25 protein-coding genes are annotated in these 25,450 nt (G+C 68.6%); 15 read left to right on the top strand and 10 right to left on the bottom strand.

Translation table 11 applies throughout. The features are described 5' to 3' along the window. Positions 1–9: 9 nt before the first annotated feature. Positions 10–1,677, bottom strand: coding sequence for an alpha-glucosidase (locus IEY84_RS18445; RefSeq protein ID WP_183548770.1), 1,668 nt, complete (start codon positions 1,675–1,677; stop codon positions 10–12). Between the two features lie 87 nt (positions 1,678–1,764). On the opposite strand from IEY84_RS18445, the gene IEY84_RS18440 reads away from it, so the two are divergent. Continuing rightward, on the top strand, positions 1,765–2,244 hold the full coding sequence (locus IEY84_RS18440) for an OsmC family protein (protein ID WP_183548772.1): 480 nt from the start codon (positions 1,765–1,767) through the stop codon (positions 2,242–2,244). A 54-nt stretch (positions 2,245–2,298) separates the two neighbouring features. Then, the gene (locus tag IEY84_RS18435; protein WP_183548774.1) at positions 2,299–4,014 is read left to right on the top strand and encodes an AMP-binding protein; all 1,716 of its coding nucleotides are present in this window, start codon (positions 2,299–2,301) and stop codon (positions 4,012–4,014) included. Between the two features lie 24 nt (positions 4,015–4,038). On the opposite strand, the gene IEY84_RS18430 is transcribed toward IEY84_RS18435, so the two are convergent. The 3 genes from IEY84_RS18430 to IEY84_RS18420 form a co-directional block, all read right to left on the bottom strand. Beyond that, positions 4,039–4,809: a thioesterase family protein gene (locus IEY84_RS18430; RefSeq protein ID WP_183548775.1), complete on the bottom strand. Its 771-nt coding sequence runs from the start codon at positions 4,807–4,809 to the stop codon at positions 4,039–4,041. A 6-nt stretch (positions 4,810–4,815) separates the two neighbouring features. Then, positions 4,816–6,444 (bottom strand): AMP-binding protein, encoded by a 1,629-nt coding sequence (locus tag IEY84_RS18425; RefSeq protein ID WP_189129313.1) that lies wholly within the window; start codon positions 6,442–6,444, stop codon positions 4,816–4,818. Between the two features lie 64 nt (positions 6,445–6,508). Then, positions 6,509–7,825 carry an MFS transporter gene (locus IEY84_RS18420; RefSeq protein WP_183548777.1) on the bottom strand — a complete coding sequence of 439 codons (1,317 nt, stop codon included), beginning with the start codon at positions 7,823–7,825 and terminating at the stop codon, positions 6,509–6,511. A gap of 136 nt (positions 7,826–7,961) precedes the next feature. Between IEY84_RS18420 and IEY84_RS18415 the strand changes: the two genes are divergently transcribed. Beyond that, complete coding sequence (locus tag IEY84_RS18415; RefSeq protein ID WP_183548778.1) at positions 7,962–8,849, top strand: helix-turn-helix transcriptional regulator; 888 nt, start codon at positions 7,962–7,964, stop codon at positions 8,847–8,849. Between the two features lie 33 nt (positions 8,850–8,882). On the opposite strand, the gene IEY84_RS18410 is transcribed toward IEY84_RS18415, so the two are convergent. The 3 genes from IEY84_RS18410 to IEY84_RS18400 are packed head-to-tail and all read right to left on the bottom strand — an operon-like array spanning position 8,883 to position 12,234. After that, positions 8,883–9,782: an HAD family hydrolase gene (locus IEY84_RS18410; RefSeq protein WP_183548779.1), complete on the bottom strand. Its 900-nt coding sequence runs from the start codon at positions 9,780–9,782 to the stop codon at positions 8,883–8,885. Further along, positions 9,779–10,735, bottom strand: a complete 957-nt coding sequence (locus IEY84_RS18405; protein WP_183548780.1) for a formylglycine-generating enzyme family protein — start codon at positions 10,733–10,735, stop codon at positions 9,779–9,781. The genes IEY84_RS18410 and IEY84_RS18405 overlap by 4 nt, the downstream gene beginning before the upstream one ends. After that, positions 10,735–12,234, bottom strand: coding sequence for an arylsulfatase (locus tag IEY84_RS18400; protein WP_183548782.1), 1,500 nt, complete (start codon positions 12,232–12,234; stop codon positions 10,735–10,737). The genes IEY84_RS18405 and IEY84_RS18400 overlap by 1 nt, the downstream gene beginning before the upstream one ends. 104 nt (positions 12,235–12,338) lie before the next feature. Here IEY84_RS18400 and IEY84_RS18395 point away from each other — a divergent pair, with 104 nt between their 5' ends. Continuing rightward, positions 12,339–13,928: a SulP family inorganic anion transporter gene (locus tag IEY84_RS18395; protein ID WP_183548784.1), complete on the top strand. Its 1,590-nt coding sequence runs from the start codon at positions 12,339–12,341 to the stop codon at positions 13,926–13,928. Positions 13,929–13,940: 12 nt separating this feature from the next. Here the strand turns inward: IEY84_RS18395 and IEY84_RS18390 are convergent, their stop codons facing one another. Continuing rightward, positions 13,941–14,141: a DUF8691 family protein gene (locus IEY84_RS18390; protein WP_183548786.1), complete on the bottom strand. Its 201-nt coding sequence runs from the start codon at positions 14,139–14,141 to the stop codon at positions 13,941–13,943. Positions 14,142–14,279: 138 nt separating this feature from the next. Here IEY84_RS18390 and IEY84_RS18385 point away from each other — a divergent pair, with 138 nt between their 5' ends. From IEY84_RS18385 to IEY84_RS18370, 4 genes are all read left to right on the top strand, one after another. Then, the gene (locus IEY84_RS18385; protein WP_183548788.1) at positions 14,280–14,765 is read left to right on the top strand and encodes a DUF1269 domain-containing protein; all 486 of its coding nucleotides are present in this window, start codon (positions 14,280–14,282) and stop codon (positions 14,763–14,765) included. A gap of 4 nt (positions 14,766–14,769) precedes the next feature. Beyond that, positions 14,770–15,285: a DUF1269 domain-containing protein gene (locus tag IEY84_RS18380; protein ID WP_183548790.1), complete on the top strand. Its 516-nt coding sequence runs from the start codon at positions 14,770–14,772 to the stop codon at positions 15,283–15,285. Positions 15,286–15,287: 2 nt separating this feature from the next. After that, entirely contained in the window at positions 15,288–15,788 is a 501-nt protein-coding gene (locus tag IEY84_RS18375; RefSeq protein WP_221209112.1) for a DUF6069 family protein, read from the top strand. Between the two features lie 96 nt (positions 15,789–15,884). Next, a complete protein-coding gene (locus IEY84_RS18370; protein WP_221209113.1) occupies positions 15,885–17,009 on the top strand; it encodes an AI-2E family transporter in 1,125 nt (374 codons plus the stop codon). Here the strand turns inward: IEY84_RS18370 and IEY84_RS18365 are convergent. Then, positions 16,956–17,153 (bottom strand): DUF8691 family protein, encoded by a 198-nt coding sequence (locus IEY84_RS18365; protein ID WP_183548792.1) that lies wholly within the window; start codon positions 17,151–17,153, stop codon positions 16,956–16,958. The genes IEY84_RS18370 and IEY84_RS18365 overlap by 54 nt on opposite strands. Positions 17,154–17,303: 150 nt before the next feature. Between IEY84_RS18365 and IEY84_RS18360 the strand changes: the two genes are divergently transcribed. Genes IEY84_RS18360 through cls form a run of 3 tightly spaced genes read left to right on the top strand, consistent with a single transcriptional unit; the run spans position 17,304 to position 20,324 of the window. Beyond that, entirely contained in the window at positions 17,304–18,143 is an 840-nt protein-coding gene (locus IEY84_RS18360; RefSeq protein ID WP_183548794.1) for a YhjD/YihY/BrkB family envelope integrity protein, read from the top strand. A gap of 34 nt (positions 18,144–18,177) precedes the next feature. After that, the gene (locus IEY84_RS18355) at positions 18,178–18,846 is read left to right on the top strand and encodes a GAP family protein (RefSeq protein WP_183548796.1); all 669 of its coding nucleotides are present in this window, start codon (positions 18,178–18,180) and stop codon (positions 18,844–18,846) included. Continuing rightward, positions 18,846–20,324: a cardiolipin synthase gene (cls, locus tag IEY84_RS18350; RefSeq protein WP_183548798.1), complete on the top strand. Its 1,479-nt coding sequence runs from the start codon at positions 18,846–18,848 to the stop codon at positions 20,322–20,324. The genes IEY84_RS18355 and cls overlap by 1 nt, the downstream gene beginning before the upstream one ends. Here the strand turns inward: cls and IEY84_RS18345 are convergent. After that, complete coding sequence (locus IEY84_RS18345; protein ID WP_183548800.1) at positions 20,296–22,017, bottom strand: SulP family inorganic anion transporter; 1,722 nt, start codon at positions 22,015–22,017, stop codon at positions 20,296–20,298. The genes cls and IEY84_RS18345 overlap by 29 nt on opposite strands. A 166-nt stretch (positions 22,018–22,183) precedes the next feature. On the opposite strand from IEY84_RS18345, the gene IEY84_RS18340 reads away from it, so the two are divergent. From IEY84_RS18340 to IEY84_RS18325, 4 genes are all read left to right on the top strand, one after another. Continuing rightward, positions 22,184–23,983: a SulP family inorganic anion transporter gene (locus IEY84_RS18340; RefSeq protein ID WP_229788814.1), complete on the top strand. Its 1,800-nt coding sequence runs from the start codon at positions 22,184–22,186 to the stop codon at positions 23,981–23,983. A 104-nt stretch (positions 23,984–24,087) separates the two neighbouring features. Further along, positions 24,088–24,507: a DUF6325 family protein gene (locus IEY84_RS18335; protein WP_183548804.1), complete on the top strand. Its 420-nt coding sequence runs from the start codon at positions 24,088–24,090 to the stop codon at positions 24,505–24,507. Positions 24,508–24,520: 13 nt separating this feature from the next. Continuing rightward, the gene (locus IEY84_RS18330; RefSeq protein ID WP_183548806.1) at positions 24,521–24,871 is read left to right on the top strand and encodes an SHOCT domain-containing protein; all 351 of its coding nucleotides are present in this window, start codon (positions 24,521–24,523) and stop codon (positions 24,869–24,871) included. Positions 24,872–25,023: 152 nt separating this feature from the next. Then, positions 25,024–25,449 carry a DUF7144 family membrane protein gene (locus IEY84_RS18325; protein WP_183548808.1) on the top strand — a complete coding sequence of 142 codons (426 nt, stop codon included), beginning with the start codon at positions 25,024–25,026 and terminating at the stop codon, positions 25,447–25,449. Position 25,450: the final 1 nt, after the last annotated feature.

The raw sequence follows: 25,450 nt of genomic DNA, 5'->3' as shown, positions 1-25,450 counted from the left end.
GCGCGGGGCTCAGCGGCGGTAGACCCGCGCCTGCCACGGTGAGAGCACCGGGCCACCGCCGCTCCCGAGCAGGAGCTCGCCGTGGCACTCCTCGGCGAGCTCGCCCAGGTTCGCCTCCTTGCTGCTGAAGTTAGCGAGCACGACCAGCTGACCGCTCTCATGGCGACGGCGGAACGCGAAGAGCTGCGGATGGCTGTCGCTCAGCAGGGTGAAGTCGCCGTCGGCCACGATCGGGTCCTCGTGTCGCAGCCGGATCAGCCGGCGGTAGTGCGCGAGCACCGAGTCCGGGTCGTCGATCTGGGCGGCGACGTTGATCTCGGTGTGGTTCGGGTTGACCGCGAGCCACGGCGTGCCGGTCGTGAAGCCGGCCCCGGGGGAGTCGTCCCACTGCATCGGCGTACGGCCGTTGTCGCGGCACATCGCCCGCAACGACGCCATCACGTCGTCGGGATCCTCGCCCAGGGCAACTGCCTCGTGGTAGTAGTTCACCGCCTCCACATCGTCGACCTGGTCGATGGAGGTGAACGGAAAGTTCGTCATGCCGATCTCGTCGCCCTGATAGACGAACGGCGTGCCCCGCTGCAGGTGCAGCACGGTGGCGAGCAGCTTGGCCGACTCTGTCCGCCAGCGGTCGTCGTCGCCGTATCGCGACACGATCCTCGGCTGGTCGTGGTTGTCCCAGTAGAGGCTGTTCCAGCCCACGTCCGCCAGGCCTTCCTGCCAGGCCGCGAGCCGATCACGCAGCCGACCGAGGTCGAAGGGGCGTACGTCCCACTTGAAGGTGCCGTGATCGATCTCGACGTGCTCGTAGTGCAGGACCATGTCGAGCTCGCGACGTGCCGGATCGGTGTAGAGCCGACCCTGCTCGACGGTCGTCTCGCCGGTCTCGCCGACCAGCAGCAGGTCGCGGTCGTAGCGGTCGAAGACCTCCCGGTGCATCTCGGCGAGGAACTCGTGGACGCGCGGCCCGTCGATCACCGACTGCCGCATGTTGCCGTAGCGCTGACCCGGCATGACCGGTGCCTCCGGAAGCTCCGGGTCCTTGGAGATCAGGTTCACCACGTCCATCCGGAAGCCGTCGACGCCGCGGTCGAGCCACCAGCGCAGCACCTCGTACACCGCCTGCCGCACCTCCGGGTTCTCCCAGTTCAGATCCGGCTGCTTCTTGGTGAACAGATGCATGTAGTAGGCCGCCCTACCCTCGCTGTAGGTCCAGGCCGGCCCGGAGAAGAACGACCCCCAGTTGTTGGGCTCGTCGCGCCACCAGTACCAGTCGCGCTTGGGGCTCTCGGGGCTCGAGCTGGACTCCACGAACCAGGGATGCTCGTCCGAGGTGTGGTTCGCGACCAGATCCATCACCAGCTTCATCCCTCGCTCGTGGAGGTCGGCGATCAGCGCGTCGAGCTCCGCGAGCGTGCCGTACGTCGGGTCGACGTCGTGATAGTCGCTGACGTCGTAGCCGTTGTCCGCCATCGGCGAGGGGTAGACCGGCGAGATCCACAGCACGTCGACCCCGAGCCACTCGAGGTGGTCGAGGCGCTCCCTGATCCCGCGAAGATCACCCACGCCGTCACCGTTCCCGTCGGCGAAGCTGCGCGGGTAGACCTGGTAGACGACGGCGGATCGCCACCAGCACGGCCCGGTGCGCCCAGCGGGTTCGGTGAGGTTCGGCGTCATGCTGTTTTCCTCCTACTGATCCGACTGTGGTCCCAGCAGCGGTAACCGTGCCCGACGCCGCGCATACACCCGCGCTAGCGTGTGCCCATGGCGCTGACCCATGACTACGCGGTCTCGGTGGAGTGGACGGGCAACCGTGGCACCGGGACGAGCGGTTACCGCGACTACGCCCGAGACCATGTCGTACGCATCGAGGGCCTGCCCGACATCCTCGGCTCCGCCGACCCGACCTTCCGCGGGGACGCCACCCGGCACAATCCGGAGCAGCTGCTGCTGACCTCACTGGCGCAGTGCCACATGCTGTCCTATCTGCACCAGGCCGTGAAGGTCGGCGTGGTCGTGCTCGACTATCGCGACACCGCCACTGCCACCATGGAGACCCAGGGGACCGGCGGTCGGTTCACCCGGGCGGTGCTGCACCCGGTCATCACCGTCGCCGACGCCACCATGATCGAGGCCGCGACCTCCGCGCACCACCAGGCCCATCTGGACTGCTTCATCGCGAACAGCGTGAGCTTCCCGGTCGACATCGAGCCCACGGTCATCGTCGGAGGGCTGTCGCGATAGGCCCCCTCTTCCGGGGGTATGTCGAGGGTCGGGGCGGCGACGATGATGACCGCCATGACTCGATCGACCTCGACCGACGCCCTGCTCACCGCCCGGGACACGCTGATCGCCCAGCGCACTGATTACGCAGAGGCGCTCGACACCTTCCGCTGGCCCGACGTCGGGTCGAGCTTCAACTTCGCCCACGACTGGTTCGACCCGATGGCCCGGGGCAACGATGCTCCGGCGCTGGTGATCTCCGAGGCTGACGGGTCGCGGGCGGCGTACTCCTTCGACGAGCTGGCCCGGCGCTCGGACGCCGTCGCCCGCTACCTGGGGAGCCTCGGAGTCGGCCGCGGCGACAGCGTGATCGTGATGCTCGGCAACCAGGTCGAGCTGTGGGAGACGATGCTCGCGGCGATGAAGGTCGGCGCCGTCCTGATGCCGACGACGACGGCTGTCGGCACCACCGAGCTGATCGACCGGCTCGCCCGTGGTCGGGCGCGGGCGGTGGTCTGCAACGCCGAGGACACGGGCAAGTTCGACGGCGTTGCCGGTGACTATGTGCGGATCAGCGTGGGGGAGCAGGAAGGCTGGAACGGGTACGCCACGGCAGCGGCCGAGAGCCAGGAACCTCTCGATCACCCCGGCAATGCCACCGACGACGCGCTGCTCCTCTACTTCACCAGCGGCACCACGAGCCGCCCGAAGCTGGTCGAGCACACCCACTACACCTACCCGGTCGGCCACCTGTCGACGATGTACTGGCTCGGGCTCCGCCCCGGCGACGTGCACATGAACATCTCCAGCCCCGGCTGGGCCAAGCACGCCTGGTCGAACTTCTTCGCTCCCTGGCTGGCCGGCGCGACCGTCTTCGTCCTCAACTACACGCGCTTCGAGGCGGCCACCCTGCTGCAGCGGATCCGCGAGGAGCACGTGACCAGCATGTGCGCTCCGCCGACCGTGTGGCGGATGCTCATCCAGGCCGACCTCAGCGGCGGCTGCGGCTCGCTGCGCGAGGCGATCAGCGCCGGTGAGCCGCTCAACCCCGAGGTGATCAGCCAGATCCGGCAGGCCTGGGGCCTGACCATCCGCGATGGCTTCGGACAGACCGAGATGACGGCAACGATCGCCAACACCCCGGGGCAGCCGGTCCGGTCAGGTTCGATGGGACGACCGCTGCCGGGCGTCCCGGTGGTACTGGTCGACCCGGTCGAGGGGACCGTGATCGAGGGTCCAGGTGAGGGCGAGCTGTGTCTTGACCTGGGCCTCGACCAGGCCGAGCGACCCGCCACGCTGATGACCGAATACCGCGATGACGAGAAGCGGACCGCCGACGCGATGCGCGGTGGTTTCTTCCACACCGGTGACGTCGCCAGCCGCGACGAGGACGGTTACATCACCTACGTCGGCCGCACGGACGACGTCTTCAAGGCCTCCGACTACAAGGTCTCGCCCTTCGAGCTCGAGTCGGTCCTGATCGAGCACCCCGCGGTGGCCGAGGCGGCGGTCGTGCCGGCTCCGGACCCGGTGCGACTGGCCGTCCCCAAGGCGTACGTCTCCCTCACTGCCGGCCACGAGCCGACCGCCGAGACCGCCCGCGCGATCCTCGAGTTCGCCCGCGACCACCTGCCGCCCTACCTGCGGGTGCGCCGCCTGGAGTTCTTCGACCTGCCCAAGACGATCTCGGGCAAGATCCGGCGCGTCGAGCTCCGGACCCGCGAGCAGGAGGTGGTCGACCAGCGGCCGCCGGGGGAGCACCGCTACGAGGACTTCTTTCCCCGCAGCTGAGTCACCGGAGCGCCTGATCGTCCGTCACGGACGGACGGTCAGGCACTGCGTACTGACGCCGAACGTGCCGTGCTCGTCATGCAGCACGGATGTGGTCACGCCGGCGCCCTCCGGGCCGAACGAGACGGTCGTGTCGAGGCCCAACCAGCCGGGAGCCGGAGCACGGAACAGGTGCGCTGTCAGGTCGAGGTTGGGGAAGCTGACGTCCTTCGGAGCGACCCGGACGGCGACGCCGTTGGTGATGTCGAGCAGCCCGGCGACCTGCGCCAGCCGGCTCACCTCCTCATCGGCCACGAGGGGGTGCGTCGTGCGCACCCAGGACTGTGCCCGCCCCGGGCCGAGGTCGTGGCGGCGTACCTCGACCGAGGCGATGAAACCCCCGTCCCACAGTGTCGTCATGTCCCAGGCGGGCACCTCGTCCGGCGCAGGCATCGGCTCGTGACGAGTGCCGGCGAGCTCCGCAGTCGGATAGCCGGCGGTCAGCCAGGCACGGAGGAGCACGACGGGTCGACCACCGTGGCAGGCGCGGGCCTCGACGAGCTCGATCGTGCGGCCGGCGCGGAGAACGGTGACCTCGAGGTCGACCGGCTCGAGCGGGACGGTGCCGAGGATGTCGTAGCTGATCCGGGTGATCTGGAGCCCGTCGTCGCGGCGGGCGTCGCGGTCCCGCTCGACCTCGTGCGCGAGCACGCCGAGCAGCGTGGCGATGTGCTGGGTGTCCAGGTCCCAGGCTCCACCGACGTGCCGAGTCGGGGCGAAGGTGCGTGGACCGGTCCGCTGCCAGTAGCAGTCCATCGCGGCTCAGAGACCGAGCAGAGCGACGCTCTGCTCTCGCATGTCGATCTTGCGGACCTTGCCGGTGACGGTCATCGGGAACTCCTCGACCAGCAGCACGTAGCGCGGGGTCTTGTAGTGGGCGAGCTTGCCGCTGGCGAAGGCGCGGACGGCATCCGCGTCCAACGGGTCGGCGCCGGGGCGCATCCGGATCCAGGCGCAGAGCTCCTCGCCGTACCTCTCGTCGGGAACGCCCACGACCTGAGCCTCGGCGATGTCGGGGTGGGTGTAGAGGAACTCCTCGATCTCGCGGGGGTAGATGTTCTCGCCGCCGCGGATGACCATGTCCTTGATCCTTCCCACGACCACGCAGTAGCCGTCCTCGCGCATGACCGCCAGGTCGCCGGTGTGCATCCAGCCGTCGGCGTCGATCGCCTCGGCTGTCTTCGCATCGTCGTCCCAATAGCCCAGCATCACCGAGTAGCCGCGGGTGCAGAACTCGCCCGCCGTGCCTCGGGGGACCACCTCGCCGGTGGCCGGGTCGACGATCTTGACCTCGACGTGCGGGGCCGCCTGGCCGATCGTCTCGGTGCGCCGCTCCAGGTCGTCGTCGGTGCGGGTCTGGCAGGAGACCGGGGAGGTCTCGGTCATGCCGGACGCGATCGCGACCTCGCTCATGTGCATCTCGCTGACGCACCGCTTCATGACCTCGACCGGGCAGAGCGCGCCGGCCATGATCCCGGTACGCAGCGTGGAGAGGTCGTAGGAGGCGAAGTCGGGATCGCCCTGCATCGCGATGAACATCGTCGGCACCCCGTACAGCGCCGTGCACCGCTCGTCCTGGACCGTCTGCAGTGTCGTGGCCGGGTCGAAGCCGGGCCCGGGGATGACCATCGTCGCGCCGTGGGTGGTGCAGCCGAGGTTCGCCATCACCATGCCGAAGCAGTGGTAGAAGGGCACCGGGATGCAGAGCCGGTCCTGCTCGGTGAAGTGGATCGCCTCGGTGACGAAGAAGCCGTTGTTCAAGATGTTGCGGTGCGACAGCGTCGCGCCCTTCGGGAAGCCCGTGGTCCCGGAGGTGTACTGGATATTGATCGCGTCGTTCGGGTCGAGCGGGTAGTCGACGTGGTCGGCCAGCCGCTCGTCTCGGCCGGCGGCCAGCAGCGCGTCCCACTGCGGCGTACCGAGGAAGATCGTCTGCTCGAGCGCGCCGCAGTCGCCCTCGACCTCACCGACGAGCGAGACGTAGTCGCTGGTCTTGAACTCCGTCGCGCTGATCAGCAGCCGCACCCCGGACTGGTTGAGCGCGTAGGCGAGCTCATGGGTCCGGTAGGCGGGGTTGATGTTGACCAGGATCGCGCCGATCTTGGCCGTGGCGAACTGGACCATCGTCCACTCGGCGCAGTTCGGAGCCCAGATCCCGACTCGGTCGCCCTTGCCGATGCCGACCTTCCGGAGGCCGACCGCGAGCGCGTCGACATCGGCGTCGAGCTCGGCGTAGGTCCAGCGTCGTCCAGTGGCGATCTCGACGAGCGCCTCACGGTCTCCGTGGCGGGCGACGGTGCGCTCGAAGTTCGCTCCGATCGTCTCCTCGAGCAGCGGAACGCCGATGTCGCCACGGGCCGACGATGCGGTGATGGATGAGGTCTCGGTCATGCCGCGAGCATGACCGAGACCGTGGTGGCAGCCCCACCCCCGAAAGAGGGTGAGCGGTGCCGGATCAGGCGAGTGCGGGCTCCGCGTCGAGCTCCACGCCGCTGGTCTCCTTGGCCATCAGCAGGCAGCCGATGCTCAGCACGGCCAGGGCGCTGAGGAAGTACGCGATCCCGTCCGTGCCCCACCTGGCCAGCAGGTCCTCGGCGATGACGAGCGGGACGGCGCCGCCGAGGATGCCCGCGATGTTGTAACCCAGCCCGGCTCCCGTGTAGCGGTACTTCGCCTGGAACATCTCGGGCAGGAACGCCGCGATCGGGCCGTAGTTGAGACCGAGTACGCACAGCATCAGGCTGTTGCCGAGAGCGAAGCTCGCGAAGCTGCCAGGCTCCATGACGGCGAACGACAGCGGCCCCGCGACGAGGCCGAAGGCGGCACCGATGAGCAGAACCACGCGGCGGCCGAGCACGTCGGAGAGCCACGCGGAGGCGATGACCGTCAGGCTCATGGCGAATGCCGCGACGATGACGCCGAGCAGGGCCTGGCTCATGCTCAGGCCGAGGGTGCCGACCGCGTGGGCGACCATGAAGCTGGCGCCGGTGTAGAAGGCGCCGAAGACGACCGCCATGATGCCGCCGCTGAGCAGCACCTGGCGCCATTGGTCACGGATGCAGCCGACGAACGGCAGCGCGCTGCGGGTGCCTGCCGACTGGACCTTCTTGAACGACGGCGTCTCGGCGATCTTCAGCCGGACCCAGAGCCCGACCGCGATGAGCACGGCACTGGCGAGGAACGGGATCCGCCAGCCCCAGGCCGCGAACGCGGCGGGCTCCATCAGGCGGAAGGTCGTGAGCATGGCTGCCGCGGCGAGGATCAGCCCCAGGCTGGGGCCGAGCTGCGGGAACATGCTGTAGCGCCCCCGCTGGCCGCGGGCGGCGTACTCGGTGGTGAGGAGAGCGGCGCCCGCCCACTCGCCGCCGAGTGCGATCCCCTGCAGCGCCCGCAGCAGAACGAGGATCACCACGGCGCCCTTGCCGATCGACTCCACGCTCGGGAGCAGGCCGATCGCGAAGGTCGAGGTGCCCATGATCATCAAGGTGGTGATCAGCGTGGCCTTGCGGCCGATCCGGTCGCCGTAGTGGCCGAAGAGGATCGCTCCCAGCGGTCGGAAGACGAACGCGACACCGAAGGTCGCGATCGAGGCCATAGTGCCCTCCGGGCCGCCCATGGACGGGAAGAAGACGGCGTTGAAGACGAGGGCTGCCGCGAGCCCGTAGATGAGGAAGTCATAGAACTCGATGGTGGTGCCGGTCAGTGACGCCGTCGCGACGCGGCGCATGGTGCGCCCGTCGACCTCGGCTCGGTCAGCCGCGATTTGGGCCATGATCGTGCCTCCTGTTTCGGATTGGTGAACCGAGTGTGGGACTGCCACCACCTGCCCGATACCCCCGGAAGAGTGCCCTCGAAAGAGGGGGTGTGCCTCTTGTTGCTTGTGATGGTCGTCACTTACGCTCGACGTCATGAGCACCACCGCCATCGCCCCAGAGGCGCCGTACGACGGGTCCCGGATCGCCCAGACGCTGGCCTCCTTCCGGAACGCGTCGGGGCTGGATCTCGCCTTCGGGGGCCCGGTGCGTGGCGACGGCACGGCCATCGACATCACCGCGACGTGCGGCGCGAAGGGCGCCTCGCTGCGCGGCCTGCGGGTCGTCAACGGAGAAGGCCTGGGCGGAAAGACCCTGCAGACCCGTCAGCCCGGCTCCGTCGACCACTACTACACCGCGCGCGGGATCACCCACCTCTACGACACCGCCGTCGCTCAGGAGCAGATCCAGACCGTCGCCGCTCTGCCGATCCTGGTCGACCGCGCCCCGCGGATGCTCATCTACCTCGCCTCCCGCTCGCGGCTCGGGCTCGGCGGTGTCTGGTTCGACTCGCTGCGGCCGCTGATCCGCACCCTCGAGCGCGAGATCCTGGTCGACGACGAGGTCCGCAACCGGCTCTCCCGGCTCGCGCCTGCGCCGTCGCCGACTCCGAGCCCGGTCGAGACCGTCGCGAGGCGCGATCTCGCCGAGCGCCGGGAGATGGCGGCCGAGCTCACCGCCTTGGCCGGTCAGGTCGTCGACCCCGAGGTCCGCAGCCGGCTGGAGGCGATGGTTCTGCGCCTCACCGCCAGGCCGGGGGAGAGGAAGGCGACGTCATCGGCTCCGGCCGTACGGCTGGCCGCTCGCGAGGTCGACGTCCTGCGTCAGGTGGCGCTCGGGAACAGCAACCGGGAGGCCGCCGAGGCGCTGGGGATCGTGGAGAGCACGGTGAAGTCCTACCTCAAGAGCGCCACCCGCAAGCTCAACGCCAACAACCGGGTCCATGCCGTCCGGGTGGCGCGCGAAGCCGGCCTGATCGACTGACACGTCCAGGCCGGCATCGCGCTCTGCGCGCGGTCAGGCGAAGACGGTCTCCCAGTCCCGGGCCATGCTGATCACGGTCCAGCCCAGCCGGGCACCGACATCGGTGATCGGCTCGGGCTCGGTGAAGGTCTGAGCCGTGCTGACGTAGGAGAACTCGCGCTCCGCGTCGTCGTGGTCGACGAGCAGCGCGAGCGTGGGTCCCTCGCCGGCTGCGGCCCACTCGAGCATCTCCCGGTCGCCGCCGGAGTTGCCGACGGCGAGGATCGGGCGGCGACCCAGCTGGGTCTGGATGTTCGACACCTTGGCCGCACCCTCGTTGGCAGCACCGACGAGTCGCGTCGACCGGTGCAACCGCGGCGGGTCGGCGACGTAGTCGTACTCGATCAGGGTGCCGACCACAGCCTCGGGCGGTACGCCGTACAGGTCCTGGCTGACGGCGCGCACGAACTCGGTGCCGCCGCCGGTCACCAACGTCACCGCGAAGTCCCGGCGGCGGAGCTCGGCGATGAGCTCGAGCATCGGCACGTAGGTGCACGTGCGGTGCGGACGCCCCAGGGTCGGGTGCTCGCCGCGCGCCATGAACTCGCGGGTCTGTGCGGTGAACTCCTGAGGGGTCAGGCCCTCGAAGAGACCGGTGAGAGCCATGGCGACCCGCTCCAGCCCGATGTCGCCGATCGCTTGCGGGTCACCCGAGAGCACGGCAGCGAACTCCGCCCGCTCGCTCACCGACTGGTCGGCCGCTGCTCGAGCGCGCAGCGCGTCGACGAAGAAGTCGAACTGAACGTACGTCGGACGTTCGCACCACAAGGTGCCGTCGTTGTCGAAGCACGCAACGCGGTCGGCCACGGGCACCGACTCCGCGGCGTCGAGGAAGGCGACGACGGCGTCTCGGGTGGCGCCTGGGCGCCACGATGGCAGCAGCTGCTCGGTCACGGTGTCTCCTCGTGTTGCTGGGTTTCGGGGCGTCGGATGCAACGGAACCCCATGTGGCTGGTGCCGGTGTCGACCATCTGCGGGCGGCGTGCGGCGGGCCGGTAGCGCAGGCAGTAGCTGTCCGCGCACAGGTGTGAGCCGCCCTTGACGACCTTGCGGCCGATCTGGAACTGGGGTTGCGCCGGGTCGAGGCTCTGCTCCAGGTCACCACCGCGCGGGTTCTCGGGCACACAACACGGCTTCGCGACCTCGTCCGGATGTCGGTCGGTCCACCAGTCGCTTGTCCACTCCCACACGTTGCCGGCCATGTCGAAGAGTCCGAAGCCGTTGGCCGGGAAGCTTCCGACCGGGGCGGTGCGAGAGAAGCCGCTCTCGCGGGTGTGGTGCCATGGGAAGTCGGGGCCGTCCCAGGTGTTGGCCATGATCTGGCCGCCGGGGCGCGGCTCGTCGCCCCAGGTGAAGGCCGTGCCCTCGAGGCCGCCGCGGGCGGCGTACTCCCACTCCGCTTCGGTGGGTAGCTCGGCACCGGCCCAGGTGGCGTACGCGACCGCGTCCTCGTAGGCCACATGGACGACCGGATGGTCCGGCCGGCGCTTGACCGAGCTGCCCGGCCCCTCCGGCGCCGACCAGCACGCCCCCGGCGTCCAGGTCCACCACTGGCTCACGTGTCGAAGATCGACCGGGCCGGGTGTGGGCGTGAAGACGAGCGAGCCGGGTTGGAGGTTCTCCGGGGGCGCGTCGGGGAAGTCGGCCGGGTCGACCGGCCGCTCGGCGACCGTCACGTAACGCGTCTTGCGTACGAACTTCGCGAACTGCGCGTTCGTGACCTGGTGGGCGTCGATGGAGAACGCCCCGACCCGCACGCGGTGGGTCGGGGCCTCCTCCGGATAGTGGTCGTCGGAGCCCATGGTGAACGTGCCGCCGGGCAGGTCGACGTAGGTGGGGCTGGGCATCAGCTGCTCGGGACGCCCGCCTTGAGCTTCGCCATGACCTGGTCGACGCTGAACGTCGCCGGCGTCTGCCTGGGCGGGAACTCGATCAGCGACTCCAGCATCTGCGCGACGTAGGTCTGGGCCGGGATGAGCAGCCAGACGTGGTCGAGCATCCAGTCGAAGTAGGTGTTGGACGTGCCTTCCGCCTTCTCGTACGGGTCCAGGCGCAGGTTGTAGATCTTGGGTGCCCGCAGCTCCACGTAGGGGTCCAGCCAGATGGCCAGCGTGCCGGTGGTGCGCTGCTCGAGGAAGATGAACTTCCAGTTGTCGAACCGCATGGCTGCGAGGTCTCCGTCGTCGGTGACGTAGAAGAAGTGCTTGCGTGGGCTCTCGTCCGCCGCACCGGTGAAGTAGTCGAGCTGGTTGTGACCGTCCAGGTGGACCTTGTAGGACGTTCCGGCCAGCTCGGTCCCTACCTTGAGCCGGTCCGCGACGTCGGTGTCCCCGGCTGCAGCAAGCAGGGTGACGAACCAGTCGTTGTGGCTGACGATCCCGTTGCGTACCTCCCCGGCGGGGATGTGACCGGGCCAACGGACCATCGCCGGGACCCGGTAGGCGCCCTCCCAGTTCGAGTTCTTCTCGTTGCGGAACGGGGTCATCCCGGCGTCGGGCCAGCTGTTCATGTGCGGACCGTTGTCGGTGGAGTACATCACGATGGTGTTCTCGGCCAGACCGTTCTCGTCGAGGTAGTCGAGCACCGATCCGACCAGCTCGTCGTGGTCGACCATCGTGTCGTGGTACTCCGACTGCCAGCGGCCGGCCTTGCCGCGGCTGCCGTCCTTGATGTGGGTCCGGAAGTGCATGTGGGTCGTGTTGAGCCACACGAAGAACGGGGTGTCGCTCGCGCTGGCATCGCTCATGAACCGCAGCGCCTCGGGGACGATCTCGTCGTCGATCGTCTTCATCCGCTCCTTGGTGAGCGGGCCGGTGTCCTCGATTCGCTGGGTGCCGTCGCCGTTGGCCCAGGAGTGGATGACCCCGCGAGGGCCGAACCTCTTCTTGAAGTTCGGGAACTCATCCTCGCGCGGGTAGTCGTACTGCTCCGGCTCCTCCTCGGCGTTGAGGTGGTAGAGGTTGCCGAAGAACTCGTCGAACCCGTGCGCGGTCGGTAGGAACTCGTCGCGGTCGCCGAAGTGGTTCTTGCCGAACTGTCCGGTCGCGTACCCCAACGACTTCAGCGCCGTCGCGATCGTCGGGTCCTCCGCGCGCAGACCGAGGTCCGCGCCGGGCATGCCGACCTTGGTGAGGCCCGTGCGGTAGGGGTTCTGGCCGGTGATGAACGCCGCGCGCCCAGCCGTGCAGCTCTGCTCACCGTAGGAGTCGGTGAATCGGATGCCTTCGGCGGCGATCCGGTCGATGTTGGGCGTTCGGTAGCCCATCAGCCCGTCGCTGTAGCAGCTCAAGTTGCTGATGCCGATGTCATCGCCCCAGATGACCAGGATGTTGGGCTTGTCGGACATGAAACCTCCTCGGGTAGTGCTTGGAGGCTCGCAGGGCATCAGGCTCGATACCTCCCCCGACTCGGGTGACCTGCTGGACCACCTGGACACGATGGAGTAGGGATGTGAAGACCTGGCTGATCCCGACCATGCACGGCTATCAGCGTTCGTGGCTGCGCGGGGACGTGCTCGCCGGGCTGGCGACGGGCACGGTCGTCATCCCTCAGGCGATGGCGTACGCCACGATCGCGGGGATGCCGCCCAGCGTGGGTCTCTACACCTGTCTGCTGCCCATGGCGGCGTACGCACTGCTCGGCGGCGCTCGAGCGCTGAGCGTGTCGACGACGTCGACCATCGCCGTTCTGGTGGCCAGCTCGCTGGCCGGTCTGCCCGGTCGTGATCCGGGGGAGCTCCTGGGGGCCGCGTTCACGCTCACGTTCATGGTGGGTCTCTGCCTCCTCGTGATGCGGCTGGCCCGGCTCGGGGCGCTGGTCGAGAGCATCTCCCCGGCGACCATGACGGGCATCCGGATCGGCGTGGGCCTCACTGTCCTCGTCAGCCAGCTGCCGGCCCTGCTCGGACTGTCGGCGGACCCGGAAGCGGACGGTTTCGTCGAGGAGCTGGTCGCGGTCGCCCGCGGGCTCACCGACCTCTCGGTCGTGACCGCGCTGGTCGGTCTCGGCGCGATAGCGGTGCTCGTCCTGCTGCGGCGCCTGGCCCCGGCCATACCGGGCCCGCTCGTCGTCGTCGCGGCAGGCATCGCGCTGGTTGCGTTCAGCGGCGTCGAGGACCGCGGTCTCGCCCTCATCGATCCGGTCCCGACCGGGCTGCCGGCCCTGAGCCTGCCGGTCGCCGGCGACGTCGTCGACCTGCTCCCCGGCGCGGTCGCCATCGCGCTGATGTCGTTCCTCGAGACGGTGCTGGTGGCGCGGACCAACCGGCGCCGCCGTGAGCCGCCGATCGACGTCGATCGCGAGCTGGTCGCCACCGGTATCGCCGCCATGGCCGGCGGGCTCACCCAGTCGCTGCCTCCGGCCGGAGGTTTCTCGCAGTCCGCGGTGAATCTTCGTGCGGGCGCCCGCACCCAGCTCTCCGGACTGGTGACAGCGTGCCTGGCGCTGCTCGTCGCCCTCGCCCTGGCGCCGCTGCTCGCGGATCTGCCCAGCACGATCCTGGCCGCGATGGTGCTGATCGCCGTGGCCGGGCTGCTCGACCCGCGCGAGCTCGCGACCTACGCCGCGATCGACAAGACGGAGCTCGGCGTCGCGGTGATCGTGGCCCTGGTCGGCCTGACCGGCGGGATGCTGCTGGGGGTGGGGGTCGGGGTCGGTCTCACCCTCGTGCTGGTCATCCGCGCGGTGAACCGGCCGAAGGTCCGTCTTGTCGACCGCCCGGACCTTGTCGGCCCGGACGAGCTCCTGCTGCTGCTCACCGGCGACCTCTACACCGGCAACGCCCAGGTGACCCATGACACAGCGCTCCGGCTGGCGCAGGCCGCCGAACCCGAGCCTCGGACGGTCGTCCTCGACCTCGCTGCACTGAACCGGGTCACCATCCCGCTGCTGCAGACGCTGCGCTCGCTGCGGGACGACCTCGCCTGCGACGGAACCGAGATGGTGCTGCTCGACGTACCGGCCGAGGTGCTGACGGTCCTCCGCCGGTCGACATGGTTCGCCGCGGCCGAGCAGGACGGGTTTGTCCGGCACGCCAGATGACGTCCTGACGCCTCAGTCGGGGATCGTGACGACCTCGATGACATTGATGTCGAGGGCGCCCAGCGCGTGCAGGATGCCCTGCAGCGCCTCCTGGTCAGGGACCTCGCCGGTGAGGGTCGACTGCTCATGATGGGCTTGGGCAGCCAGCTGGGGGAACGCTCTCTGAAGCTCCTTGGAGAGCTCGCCGTTCACCCTGATCAGCACCCTCGTCACGACACACCTCGACTGTTCACGACCCGCACGCTACGGACCACCCCGACAAGGGTGGTTCACCGAATTCGGGTGAGGCCCTGGGCCACCTGCGCCGGGATGGTCGATGAGGAACGTAGTCAACGACAGCAAGGACAAGTGATGGCGACCCTGACGGTATGGAAGTACGACACGACCGACGGCGCAGAAGAGGCTGTGAAGAACCTCGAGGAGCTCGTCCAGCAGGATCTCATCGTGCTCGAGGATGCCGCGACCGTGCGCTGGGAGGTCGGCAAGAAGAAGCCGAAGACCCAGCAGCTGACCAGCACCAAGGGCCTGGGGGCGATGAGCGGAACGTTCTGGGGCATGCTCTTCGGCCTCATCTTCTTCGTTCCCCTCCTGGGCGCAGCGGTCGGCGCCGCTGCCGGCGCGCTGTCCGGATCGCTGACCGATGTCGGCATCGACGACGCCTTCATCAACAAGGTTCGCGACCAGGTGACGCCCGGCACGTCGGCTCTGTTCCTGATGACCTCCGACGCGGTCATCGACAAGGTGCGCGAGGCGATGCGCGGCCACGAGGGTGAGCTGATCTTCACCAACCTCAGCAGTGAGCAGGAGGCGGCGCTGCGCGAGGTCTTCGCCGAGTGACCTCATGACCAGTCTGACTGCATGGCTCTATGACCGGATCATGGGCGCCTCGGATGCCGAGGTCTGGCTCAGGGACCTGCAGGAGCGTGATGCGCTGACTGTGCACGATGCGATCACGCTCACCTGGTTCCCGGGAGCGGAGGAGCCTCAGATCGGCCACCTCCGCCACCGTACGACGAGCGCCGCAGCCAAGGGCTCGCTGCTCGGTGGTCTCCTCGGGATCCTCGTGTTCAATCCGGTCGCGGGCGCTGCTGTGGGGGCAGCGTCCGCGGCCGCGGTCCAACGACTCAGGCAGGCGGGCATCGGCGACGACGTGCTCGAGCGGGTAGTCGAGCACCTCGCGCCCGGGAGGTCCGCGCTCCTGGTGCTCAGCAGTGATGGCGACCCGGAAGCGATCGCCGCAGCCGTGCAGCACGGAAACCCGACCCTCGTGTACGCCGAGCTGGACGACGACATCGCGGAGGAGCTCCGCGAGCTCCTCCACACCGAGACCACAGAACCGACTGACGACGGAGACTGACCATGGTGATGAACCAACCGCCCGCCCGACGACAGCAGCCCGCAGTCAATGCCGGTCGGCTCTGGGCAGGTGGCGCCGCAGCAGCGGTCGTGGCCGCCCTGATCGCCATCGCCGGAATCGTGATCGCCCGCGGCATCTTCGACATACCTGTCCTCGCACCCAAGGGCGACGGGGTCTGGGGAGGCGCCTCGACGGTGTGGTACGCCGTGTGGGCAGCCGTCGCCGGACTGCTGGCCACGGCCGTCGCCCACGTGCTCCTCCTGACGACGCCGCAGCCGCGGACGTTCTTCGGCTGGATCATCGGTCTGGCCACGGTCATCGCCGCGCTGTGGCCGTTCACGTCCGGCGCGGACCTGGACGCCAAGATCGTCACCATGCTGCTCAACCTGGTGATCGGGATCGCCATCGGCTCGCTGGTCTCGGCCGTGGCGCAGAGCGCGATCCGGCCCGAGCCCATGATCCGGCCCGAGCCGCGGGGTGACGTAGGTCCGCCACGCCCCTGAGGGGTCGTCGGATCGACCCGAGCGAAATCCCACGTATCGCCCGATCACCCGTATCGGGCGATACGGCTCGTTCGGCCGGGGCTCGAACATGGACTCGTGATACCAGGTGCGCAGGGTCCGGAGACAACGGTCACGAGCTGGCCGCCACCGTTCAGGGTCCTCGCGGTCCTGCTGGGATCGGCCGCGGTGGTGGTCCTGGTGGCGGGGCTGCAGGCGGCCCACGGCATCCTCGGGCCGATCTTCCTCGCGATGGTGCTCACCATCGTCGTACACCCGGCACGGAACTGGTTGGCTCGGCACCTCCCGTCCGGCGTCGCCACCGCCCTGTCCATCGTCACCGTCGTCGTCGGAGTCGTCGGTCTCGGATTGTGCGTGATCCTCGCGGTGGCCCGATTCGCCACTCTTCTGGGCACCTACAGCGGTGTCGCCAAGGAGAAGGTCGACGACCTGACCGCGTGGCTCACCAAGATCGGGGTCGGCTCTGACGAGGTCCTCGCGATCGCCAGGTCGTTCGACCTGTCGAACCTGCTGAGCCTGGTCTCAGGTGCTCTCAACGGCATGTTCGGCCTGGTCTCCTCCATGGTGTTCATCCTGGCGATGTGCCTGTTCATGGCCATCGACGCGACCGCCCTACCGCGCCAACTGGTCTCGATCGGCCACCGCCGTCCCGCTCTCGTACGGGCCCTGAGCTCGTTCGCGGTCGGGACACGTCGCTATCTGCTGGTCTCGACGGTGTTCGGACTGATCGTGGCCACACTCGACACGGTAGCCCTCTACCTGCTGGGCGTGCCGGCGCCGCTGGTGTGGGGCCTGCTCGCGTTCCTGACCAACTACATCCCGAACATCGGCTTCATCATCGGGCTGGTGCCGCCGGCGATCCTCGCGCTGCTCGACGGGGACTTCAAGCTGATGCTCGCCGTCATCGCCGTGTACTCCCTGCTGAACGTGGTCATCCAGTCGGTGATCCAGCCGAAGGTCGTCGGGGAGGCGGTGGGCCTCTCGGTGACGCTGACGTTCCTGTCCTTGATCTTCTGGTCGTGGATCATGGGGCCGATCGGCGCCGTGATGGCGGTGCCGTTCACCTTGTTCGTGCGAGCGATCTTCGTGGAGGCAGACCCGGCGAAGAGCTGGCTGATGCCGCTGATCGCGGGAAGCGCGCCGGCCGAGCTACTCGGGGATGGTGACGATCTCGATGACGTCGACCCCAAGAGAGCTGAGTAGGTCCAGCACGCCCTGGAGCTCGTCGTCGGCGAGATCGCCGATCAGGGTCGTCGTCGCCCGCTGGGTGGACAGCGTCAGATGCGGGAAGGTCTCGAGGGCGTCGTCGGAAACCGCCGAGTCCACGCGAATGAGGATCCGTGTCATGAGCGCACCTCCCCGATGATGTGGTTTTTCACGATTGGCTCCAGCGACTGACCTGGACGATGTTCTGACCAACCTAAGTTGCCCGACGGCCGATGTGGTCACCGGAAACGGGCGATGGTGGGTGGCCGTGTCAGGGGGAACACTGCTCACGTGAACGTGAGTGCCCTTCGGGCCAGGGTCGATGCCTTGATCGGTCACGTCCCTCTGCTGCAGAGACTCATCAGAGAGGTGCTCCGTATCGAGTTCCTCGACCGGTGCATGCTCATCGCCGCCCAGGCTCTCCTGGCCATGGTGCCGATGCTGGTCGTCATCGCGGCGTTCCTTCCCCACCTCACCGCAAGCGCCCTGCAACAGATCTCGGAGGTCACAGGAGTAGGCGACGAGGCCGTCCGCCAGGTGACGGGTGAGGTCGACCTCGACCAGGTGCGCTCCGAGACCGGGGCGATCGGACTGACGATCACGATCGTCTCGGCGACATCCTTCGGCCGTGCCGTCCAGCGGGTGTTCGAGCGGGTCTGGGAGCAGGAGCACGTCGGAGGCCTTCGAGGAGCCCGGCGCTGCCTGTTCTGGGTGGTCCTCTGGTTGACCTGTCTCGGGGCGCTCAATGCCGTCGTCGGCCTGCTCACCGATCCCGGCAACCCCATCCGGCCGGTGCTGCAGACCCTGGGAGCGATCGCCATCTGGTGGGGGAGCAGCTGGGTGCTGCTGTTCGGACGTGTCGAGTGGCGGCGACTGTTGCTGGGGGCGGTGCTGACCGGGATCGTTCAGGTCATCTACGGCGCGGGGTCGGCCTGGGTGATGCCGCCTTACGTCGAGTCGAACGCCGAACAGTTCGGAATGCTGGGGGTGATCCTCTCGCTGTCGACCTGGTTGATCGGCTTCGCCGGCATCGTCGTCGGGGGCGCGCTGCTCGGCCGGCTGCTCATCGAGGATCCGGTCATCGCCCGCACGGTGAGTCAGGGGCGTACGTTTCTCACCCGGAGCAGGTGAGGCCGGTGGCCGTGGCCTGCGCTGAAGTCAGGCCATGGGTGAAGCAATCGGCCAGTCCCTCCCGATCGCGGTGGGCGTGCTCGTCAGCCCCATGCCGATCGTCGCGCTCGTCCTGATGCTGGTCAGCCAGCGTGCCGCCTCGAACGGGACCGGCTTCGTAGCCGGTTGGCTGGTCGGCATCTTCGTGCTCGGCTCGGGCGTCGCGCTGCTCGCCGATGGCGCAGGGTCCGGGGGAGAGGATCCTCCGGTCTGGGCAGCCGTGCTGAAGATCGTCCTGGGAGCTCTGCTACTCCTGCTCGCTGTACGCAGCTGGCGCGGCCGACCTGGTGCGGGAGAGACGGCTCCGGTGCCGAAGTGGATGGCGGCGCTCGACGAGTTCAACGTGTTCAAGGCGTTCGGCACCGGCGTACTGCTGGGGGCGGTCAATCCCAAGAATCTGCTTCTCGTGGTCTCCGCCGGCACGACGATCGCCACCGCGACGTCAGAGACGGGCCAGCAGCTCGGCGCGATGGCCGTCTTCACGTTCATCGCCAGCCTGGGTGTGCTCGTGCCGTTCGGCATCTACCTGGTGACCGGTGAGCGCGCGGCGACACTGCTGGAGGGCATCAAGGCCTGGATGATCGCCAACAACGCGGTCATCATGACGATTCTTCTCGTGGTGCTCGGAGTCAAGATGGTCGGCGACGGAATGGGGTCATTCTGATGGACGGTTCGACGTGGCTCGCCACACTGATCAGCGGCGGTCTCGTCGTCGCCCACATCGCGGTGTGCGTGGTGGCGCTGGGGGTGATCCCCGGCCGACGGAGGCCGTCGACGGGCTTGGCCTGGCTCTTCCTCATCCTGGCGCTGCCGGCGTTCGGGCTGCTCGCGTTCCTGCTCTTCGGCAGCAACAACGTCGGGCGCAAGCGCCGCGCCTGGCAGCGGGAGGTCAACGAGCTGGTCAGCTCCCAGGTGAAGCTCGACCCGGCGACCCTGACGGCGCCCGAGGGCCCTTCCCGGGGAGCGGTCCGGCTGAACGAGCGACTGGGCTCCCTGCCGCTGACGGGCGACAACCGGGTCGAGGTGCACCCCGAGTACGCCGACACGGTCGCCGCTATGACCGAGGACGTACGCCGGGCGCGCTGGTTCGTCCACGTCGAGTTCTACATCTCGGCCTGGGACGAGCTCACCGGTGACTTCTTCGACGCCCTCGTCGAGGCGGCCGGGCGAGGGGTGGAGGTCCGGTTCCTCTTCGACCACCTGGGCTCGCGGGGCTTCCCTGGCTACAAGGATCTGCTCTCGCGGCTCGAGGGGACCGGCATCAAGTGGGCGCCGATGCTGCCGATCCGGCCGCTTCGCGGCGAGCTCCGCCGGCCGGATCTGCGCAACCACCGCAAGATCCTCGTCGTCGACGGTGCGGTCGCGTTCGCGGGCTCGCAGAACCTCATCGAGCCCGGTTACAACAAGCCCAAGAACCACAAGGCCGGACGCAAGTGGGTCGACCTGATGGTCCGGGTCGAGGGGCCGGTGGTGCGGGACCTCGCCATCGTCTTCGCGACGGACTGGTATGCCGAGACCGGCGAGAACATCCGCGACCAGCTCGCCCAGCGCGCGCCCCTGGAGGGGGAGCGGCCCGAACGAGCCGCCGAAGGAGTGGCGTGCCAGGTCGTGCCGAGCGGTCCCGGGTTCGTGACCGAGAACAACCTGCGCCTGTTCAACACCCTGATCTACGGCGCGCAGTCACGGGTCTGCCTGGTCAGCCCCTACTTCGTGCCGGACGACTCGCTCCTCTACGCCGTCACCACCGCCGCCCAGAGAGGCGTCGAGGTCGAGCTGTTCGTGAACGAGGGAGCCGATCAGTTCATGGTGTTCCACGCGCAGCGCTCCTACTACGCCGACCTCCTCGAGGCCGGCGTCCGAATCCGGCTGTACCCGGCGCCGTACGTCCTCCACACCAAGTTCTTCACCGTCGACGACACGATCGCCGTCGTTGGCTCCTCGAACATGGACTACCGTTCCTTCGCGCTCAACTACGAGGTCATCGTGCTGCTCGAGAGCGAGCAGGTGGTCGACGATCTGCAGAGCGTGCTGGACGTCTACCGGGAGAAGTCGCGCGAGCTCGATGCCGAGGAGTGGTCGCGGCGCGGGTACGGAGAGCGTTACGTCGACAACGTCATGCGCCTGACGGCGGCTCTTCAGTAGCCGCAGCGATGGCTGCGTCGACGGTCGGGTAGATCACCGGCGCATCCCCTTCTGCTGCCGTGGTGAGCACATCGCGTACCTGGCCCACGTCGCCGGCGAGCGCCAGGTCGGCGCCGCTTCGCCGAAGATCGCCACGCAGCTGGGTCAGCATGGCGGTGGCGGTGACGTCGACGGAGGGGGTCGCCCGGCCATCGATCACGACCAGTCGAAGGTCCGGCACGTCTGCGGCGAGCTCGCGGATGTGCTCGCGGACGTAGTCCGCGTTGGCGAACAGCAGCGAGGCCTCGACCCTGACGACCAAGATGCCTGGGATCCCGGCGTACTCCGGGTTGCGAGTCTGGTCGACCCACAGCCCTCGGTGGGTGTCGGATCCGTCGCGGGAGCCGCGCTCGACCGGCGCCAGCGACGCGATGTGGGGCCGCGAGGTGCGGGCGATGAGCAGGACGACCGAGACGGCGATCCCGATCACCAGGCCAGGCAGCGTGTCGAATACGAGCACGCCGATCAGGGCGGCGACCGCGCCGACGAAGTCGGCGCGGGCGGTGAGCTGGTAGACCTTGGTGACCTGTCCGCTGCGGGCGCGCCAGAGCCGGCGCAGCGCGGAGATGTCGACGAGCTCGATCACCGCGGCGATGACGATCGCGGCGAGCGTGGCCTCCGGGAGGTCCGAGAAGAGCCGGGTCATGAACAGCAGCGTCAGCAGGGTGAGCACCGCCGCGGTCATCGCGGAGATCTGCGACTTCGCCCCGGCTGAGCCGTTGACAGCGGTCTTGGACAGCGAGCCGTTGACCACCATTCCGCTGGCCAGGCCGGACCCCAGGTTCGAGATGCCCAGCCCGAGCAGCTCACGGTTCGGGTCGATGTCGTAACCGCTCTTGGCGGCGTACGTCTTCGCGGCGCCGAGCCCTTCGGCGAACCCGACGAGCATGACGCCGACGGCGGCGGCGATGAGGTTGCGGAACTCCGGAGCGGTGACGTCCGGGAACCCGATGGTCGGCAGACCCGCGTCGATGTGGCCCACGATCGCGAGCCCGTGGCTGTCCAGGTCGAGCAGGGCGGTGAGCCCGATGCAGACCAGCGCCACCGCCAGCGACCCGGGAAGAAGCGGCACCACGCGCCGGAGGACGAGCAGCACGACGAGGCTGCTGACCCCGACGAGGATGGTCAGGGCATCGACGTCGCCCAGGTGGCGCAGCAGGTCCCAGGCCTTCTCGAAGAAGTTTCCGGAGCCCTTTTCCACGCCCACCAACGGCGGCAGCTGGCCGATGATGATCGTCAGGGCGAGACCGATGATGAAGCCGCGCAGGACGGGCTCGCTGATGAAGGCCGCCAGGAAACCCAGCCGCAGCAGGCCGGCGATCAACGCGACGATGCCGGTTGCGATGGCCAACCCGGTGGTGAGTGCGACGACGTCGCCGCCACCGGCCGCGAACGAGCCCACCACCCCGGCCGACAGTGCCGCGGTCGCCGACATCGGGGCGACGATCAGGTGCCGTGAGGAGCCGAGCAGGCTGTAGAGCACCAAGGCGGGCACGGCGGCGTAGAGGCCGACGACCGGTGGTACGCCGGCGATGGTGGCGTACGCGAGCGACTCGGGCACGAGCACGGCCCACACGGTGAGCCCGGCAAGGATGTCGGGCCTGATCCAGGAGGGTGAGTAGTCGCTGAACGACGGAGCGATGATTCTGGCCACGATCGGTCAGACTGCTACGCCCGTCGCGTGTGGGGATCGCCCGGAAGGGGTGAGCATCGGGTCACCCGTCCCGGGGGAGGCGTACGGGTCGGAGCCGGGCGCAGCATGTCGTGACCACGTGGGCCCGACGTGCGTAGGCCTTTCTCCCACCTGGATAGGAGCGCTGGTGGCCAAGGGCAACACCGAACCCGACCCAGCCGGCCGTACGTCGCTGCGAAGGCTGTACGCGGGCACCTTGCGTCGCACCCAGACCCGTGCGCAACGGATCCTGCGGCGCGAGGTCGAAGAGATCACACCGAAGAAGCGCCATTGGCGCCGCGACCTGGTCGCCGGGCTGCCGGGTGCGATCGCCAGCGTTCCGGACGGGATGGCCTCGAGCGTGCTCGCCGGGGTCAACCCGACCCACGGCCTCTACGCCTCCGTCGCCGGCCCGATCACGGGTGGTCTGACCTCCTCGACCAAGATGATGGTCGTCACCACCACCAGCGCTGCTGCGCTGGCGGCGGGCTCGGTCCTCGCCGGCCATGATGCCGCCGACCGTTCGGATGCGATGCTCGTCCTGACCCTCGTCGCGGGCGCGTTGATGCTCCTGGCCGCGTTGCTCAGGTTGAGCCGCTACATCCGATTCGTCTCCTACTCGGTGATGCTCGGCTTCCTCACCGGCGTGTCGGTCAACATCGTCCTCGGCCAGCTTCCCGACATCGCCGGGGTCGATGCCGAGGGACCGTTCCCCGCGGCGAAGGCGTGGGATCTCCTCACTCGGCTCGACGAGAGCAGTCTGCCTACCGTCGCAACCGGTCTGGGCGCCCTGTTCCTGCTGCTTGCGCTGGCTCCGACCCGGCTGGCAGTGGCGTCGTCGTTGGTCGCTCTCGTCGTCCCGACCGTCGCAGTTCTGATCGCGGGGGCAGATGTGATCAGGGTCAAGGACGCCGGCAAGATCCCCCAAGGGCTCCCGGTCCCGCAGCTGCCCGACCTGAGTCTGCTCGACATGGACATGGTCGCGGGTGGGTTCGCCATCGCCGCGCTCGTCCTCATCCAGGGTGCCGGGGTGGCCGAGGCCGTCCCGAACCCTGACGGCAGCAGGTCCTCGATGCGCCGAGACTTCACGTCACAGGGCTTCGCGAACATCGCCTCGGGATTCTTCGGTGGCCAGCCGGTGGGCGGCTCAGTGGGGCAGACGGCGCTCAACGCCACGGCAGGTGCGGCCTCCCGCTGGGGTGCGATCTGGGCGGGGATCTGGATGGCGGTGATCCTCGTCCTGCTCTCGGGCGTCGTCGGCGAGGTGGCGATGCCGACCCTCGCAGCGGTGCTCATCTACGCCGGCGCCACCTCCATCCATCCACGCGAGGTTGTGTCGGTCGCCCGGACCGGCGTGATTCCCGCGGTGGCGATGACGGCGACCTTCGTCGCCGTGATCCTGCTGCCGGTCGCACAGGCGGTAGGCATCGGCGTGGTCGCCTCCCTCCTGCTGCAGCTGCGGCAGGACTCGCTGGATCTGCGACTCATCCGGATCGAACGGGACGACGAGGGACGTCTGATCGAGAGTCCGGTGCCGCAGGTGCTGGCGCGCGGGGAGACGGTCGTGCTCGAGGCGTACGGATCGCTCTTCTATGCCGGGACGAGGACGCTGCAGCGTCGGCTTCCTCTCCCGCCCGAACCGGCCGATCCGAGCCAGAGCGCGTCGCCGGAGGCCGCGACCGCGGTAGTGCTGCGTCTGCGGGGGAAGACAACCTTGGGCGCGACCTTCTTGAAGGTCATGGGGGACTATGCCCGGGACCTGGCGGAAGCCGGCGCTCGGCTGTACCTGTCCGGTGTCGACCCGGACCTGGTGGAGCGCTGGTCGGCCGATGGCACGCTCGAGCGGCTCAGCGGGGTCCACATCGAGCCGGCGACGATGATCCTGGGGGAGTCCACCCACGCCGCGGTGGTCGCTGCGCAGCGACCACCCACCGACGAGCTGGGGTGAGCGTCCGAAGCTCACCCGATGCGGGTGAGCGACGCGACCTCGGGGAGTCCTAGCGTCCAGAATGACCTGCCGCCCGGCAGGCGCGTGATCTATTCGGAGGCACCATGGAACGCGGCCCGGTCGAGATCCTGTTCCTGTCCATGTCGGAGGAGGTCGGTCTCAACGACCTCGCGGCAGTGTTACGCCCGCCCGTCGAGAGCGGAGTGATCCGCATCATCGACTGCGTGCTGATGTCGAGGGACGCCGACGGCAGCCTCCGTGCTGTCGACATCGAGGAGGCGGAGGGCCTGCCCGCAGAGCTCGCCGGGCTCCAGATCGACGCCAACGACCTGCTGAGCGACGCCGACATCGACCTCTTCGCTGCCTCGCTCGCACCGGGTCGAGCCGGCCTTGCGGTCGTCTACGAGCAGGTCTGGGCGCGGGAGACCGTCAGCCGAATCCGAAGCACCGGTGCGGAAGTCGAGCTGTTCCTGCGGGTTCCACCCGAGGACGTCGACCTCGCCTTCGCATCCGCTGCCAGCTAGAGAGGAGTCACCCATGCTTCGACGACGTATCGGCCGGCCCGGCCTGATCGGTGCCGCCGCACGTACGGCCGTCATCGCCGGCACTGCCACCGCCACATCGAACGCCATCAACCGCCGGGGCGCAGCCAGGGCCCAGCAACAGGCCGAGGCCCAGGCGTACGAGCAGCAGCAGTACTCGCAACAGCAGTACGCTGCGGCCCCGCCACCGCCGCCGGCTCCTCCGTCGGCGCCCCCGCCAGCGGCTCCGGCGGCGCCCGCGGAGGACGACCTGACGGCACAGCTGACCAAGCTGGGCGAGCTGCACACTCAAGGGATCCTCAGCGACGCAGAGTTCGCAGCCGCCAAACAACGACTGCTCGGCTGAGCGGTCGGCCGCAGGGGCCCGGAGTATCGCCGGGACATCTTCGGTCCAGAAGATTCGCCCGTTGTGGGTGATCGAACCGCGACCGAGGCCATCTAACTTCTGGCCGACCACGAAGCGGTCGACCGAATCGCTCACGACGACAGGGAGCACCCATGAGCAGCACCACACGAGGCGGAGGCTACGACTCTCCGGTCAAGACCGCCTTCGCGTTCTCCGGCGCCATCTTCGCCAGCACTCTCCTCACGATGGTCGGCATCTTCCAGATCCTCGCCGGCATCGCAGCCATCGCCGAGGACAAGGTCTACGTCGAAGGCATCGAATACGTCTACCAGTTCGACATCACCACCTGGGGCTGGATCCATCTGGTCCTCGGGGTGATCGCGTTCGTCGTCGGCATCTGCATGCTGCTCGGGCAGACGTGGGCCCGGGTCGCCGGCATCGTGATCTCGATCGTCGGATCGGTCGCCGCGTTCGCGTTCATGCCCTACTACCCCTACTGGTCGCTCGCGATGCTGGCGCTGTACATCTTCGTCATCTGGTCGCTGTCGCAGCTGATCTCGAGCCGTGCCGAGCTCTGAC

This window comes from Nocardioides albus, assembly GCF_014648255.1.
Taxonomy (GTDB): domain Bacteria; phylum Actinomycetota; class Actinomycetes; order Propionibacteriales; family Nocardioidaceae; genus Nocardioides; species Nocardioides albus.
This window is presented reverse-complemented; position numbering and strand designations above follow the sequence as displayed.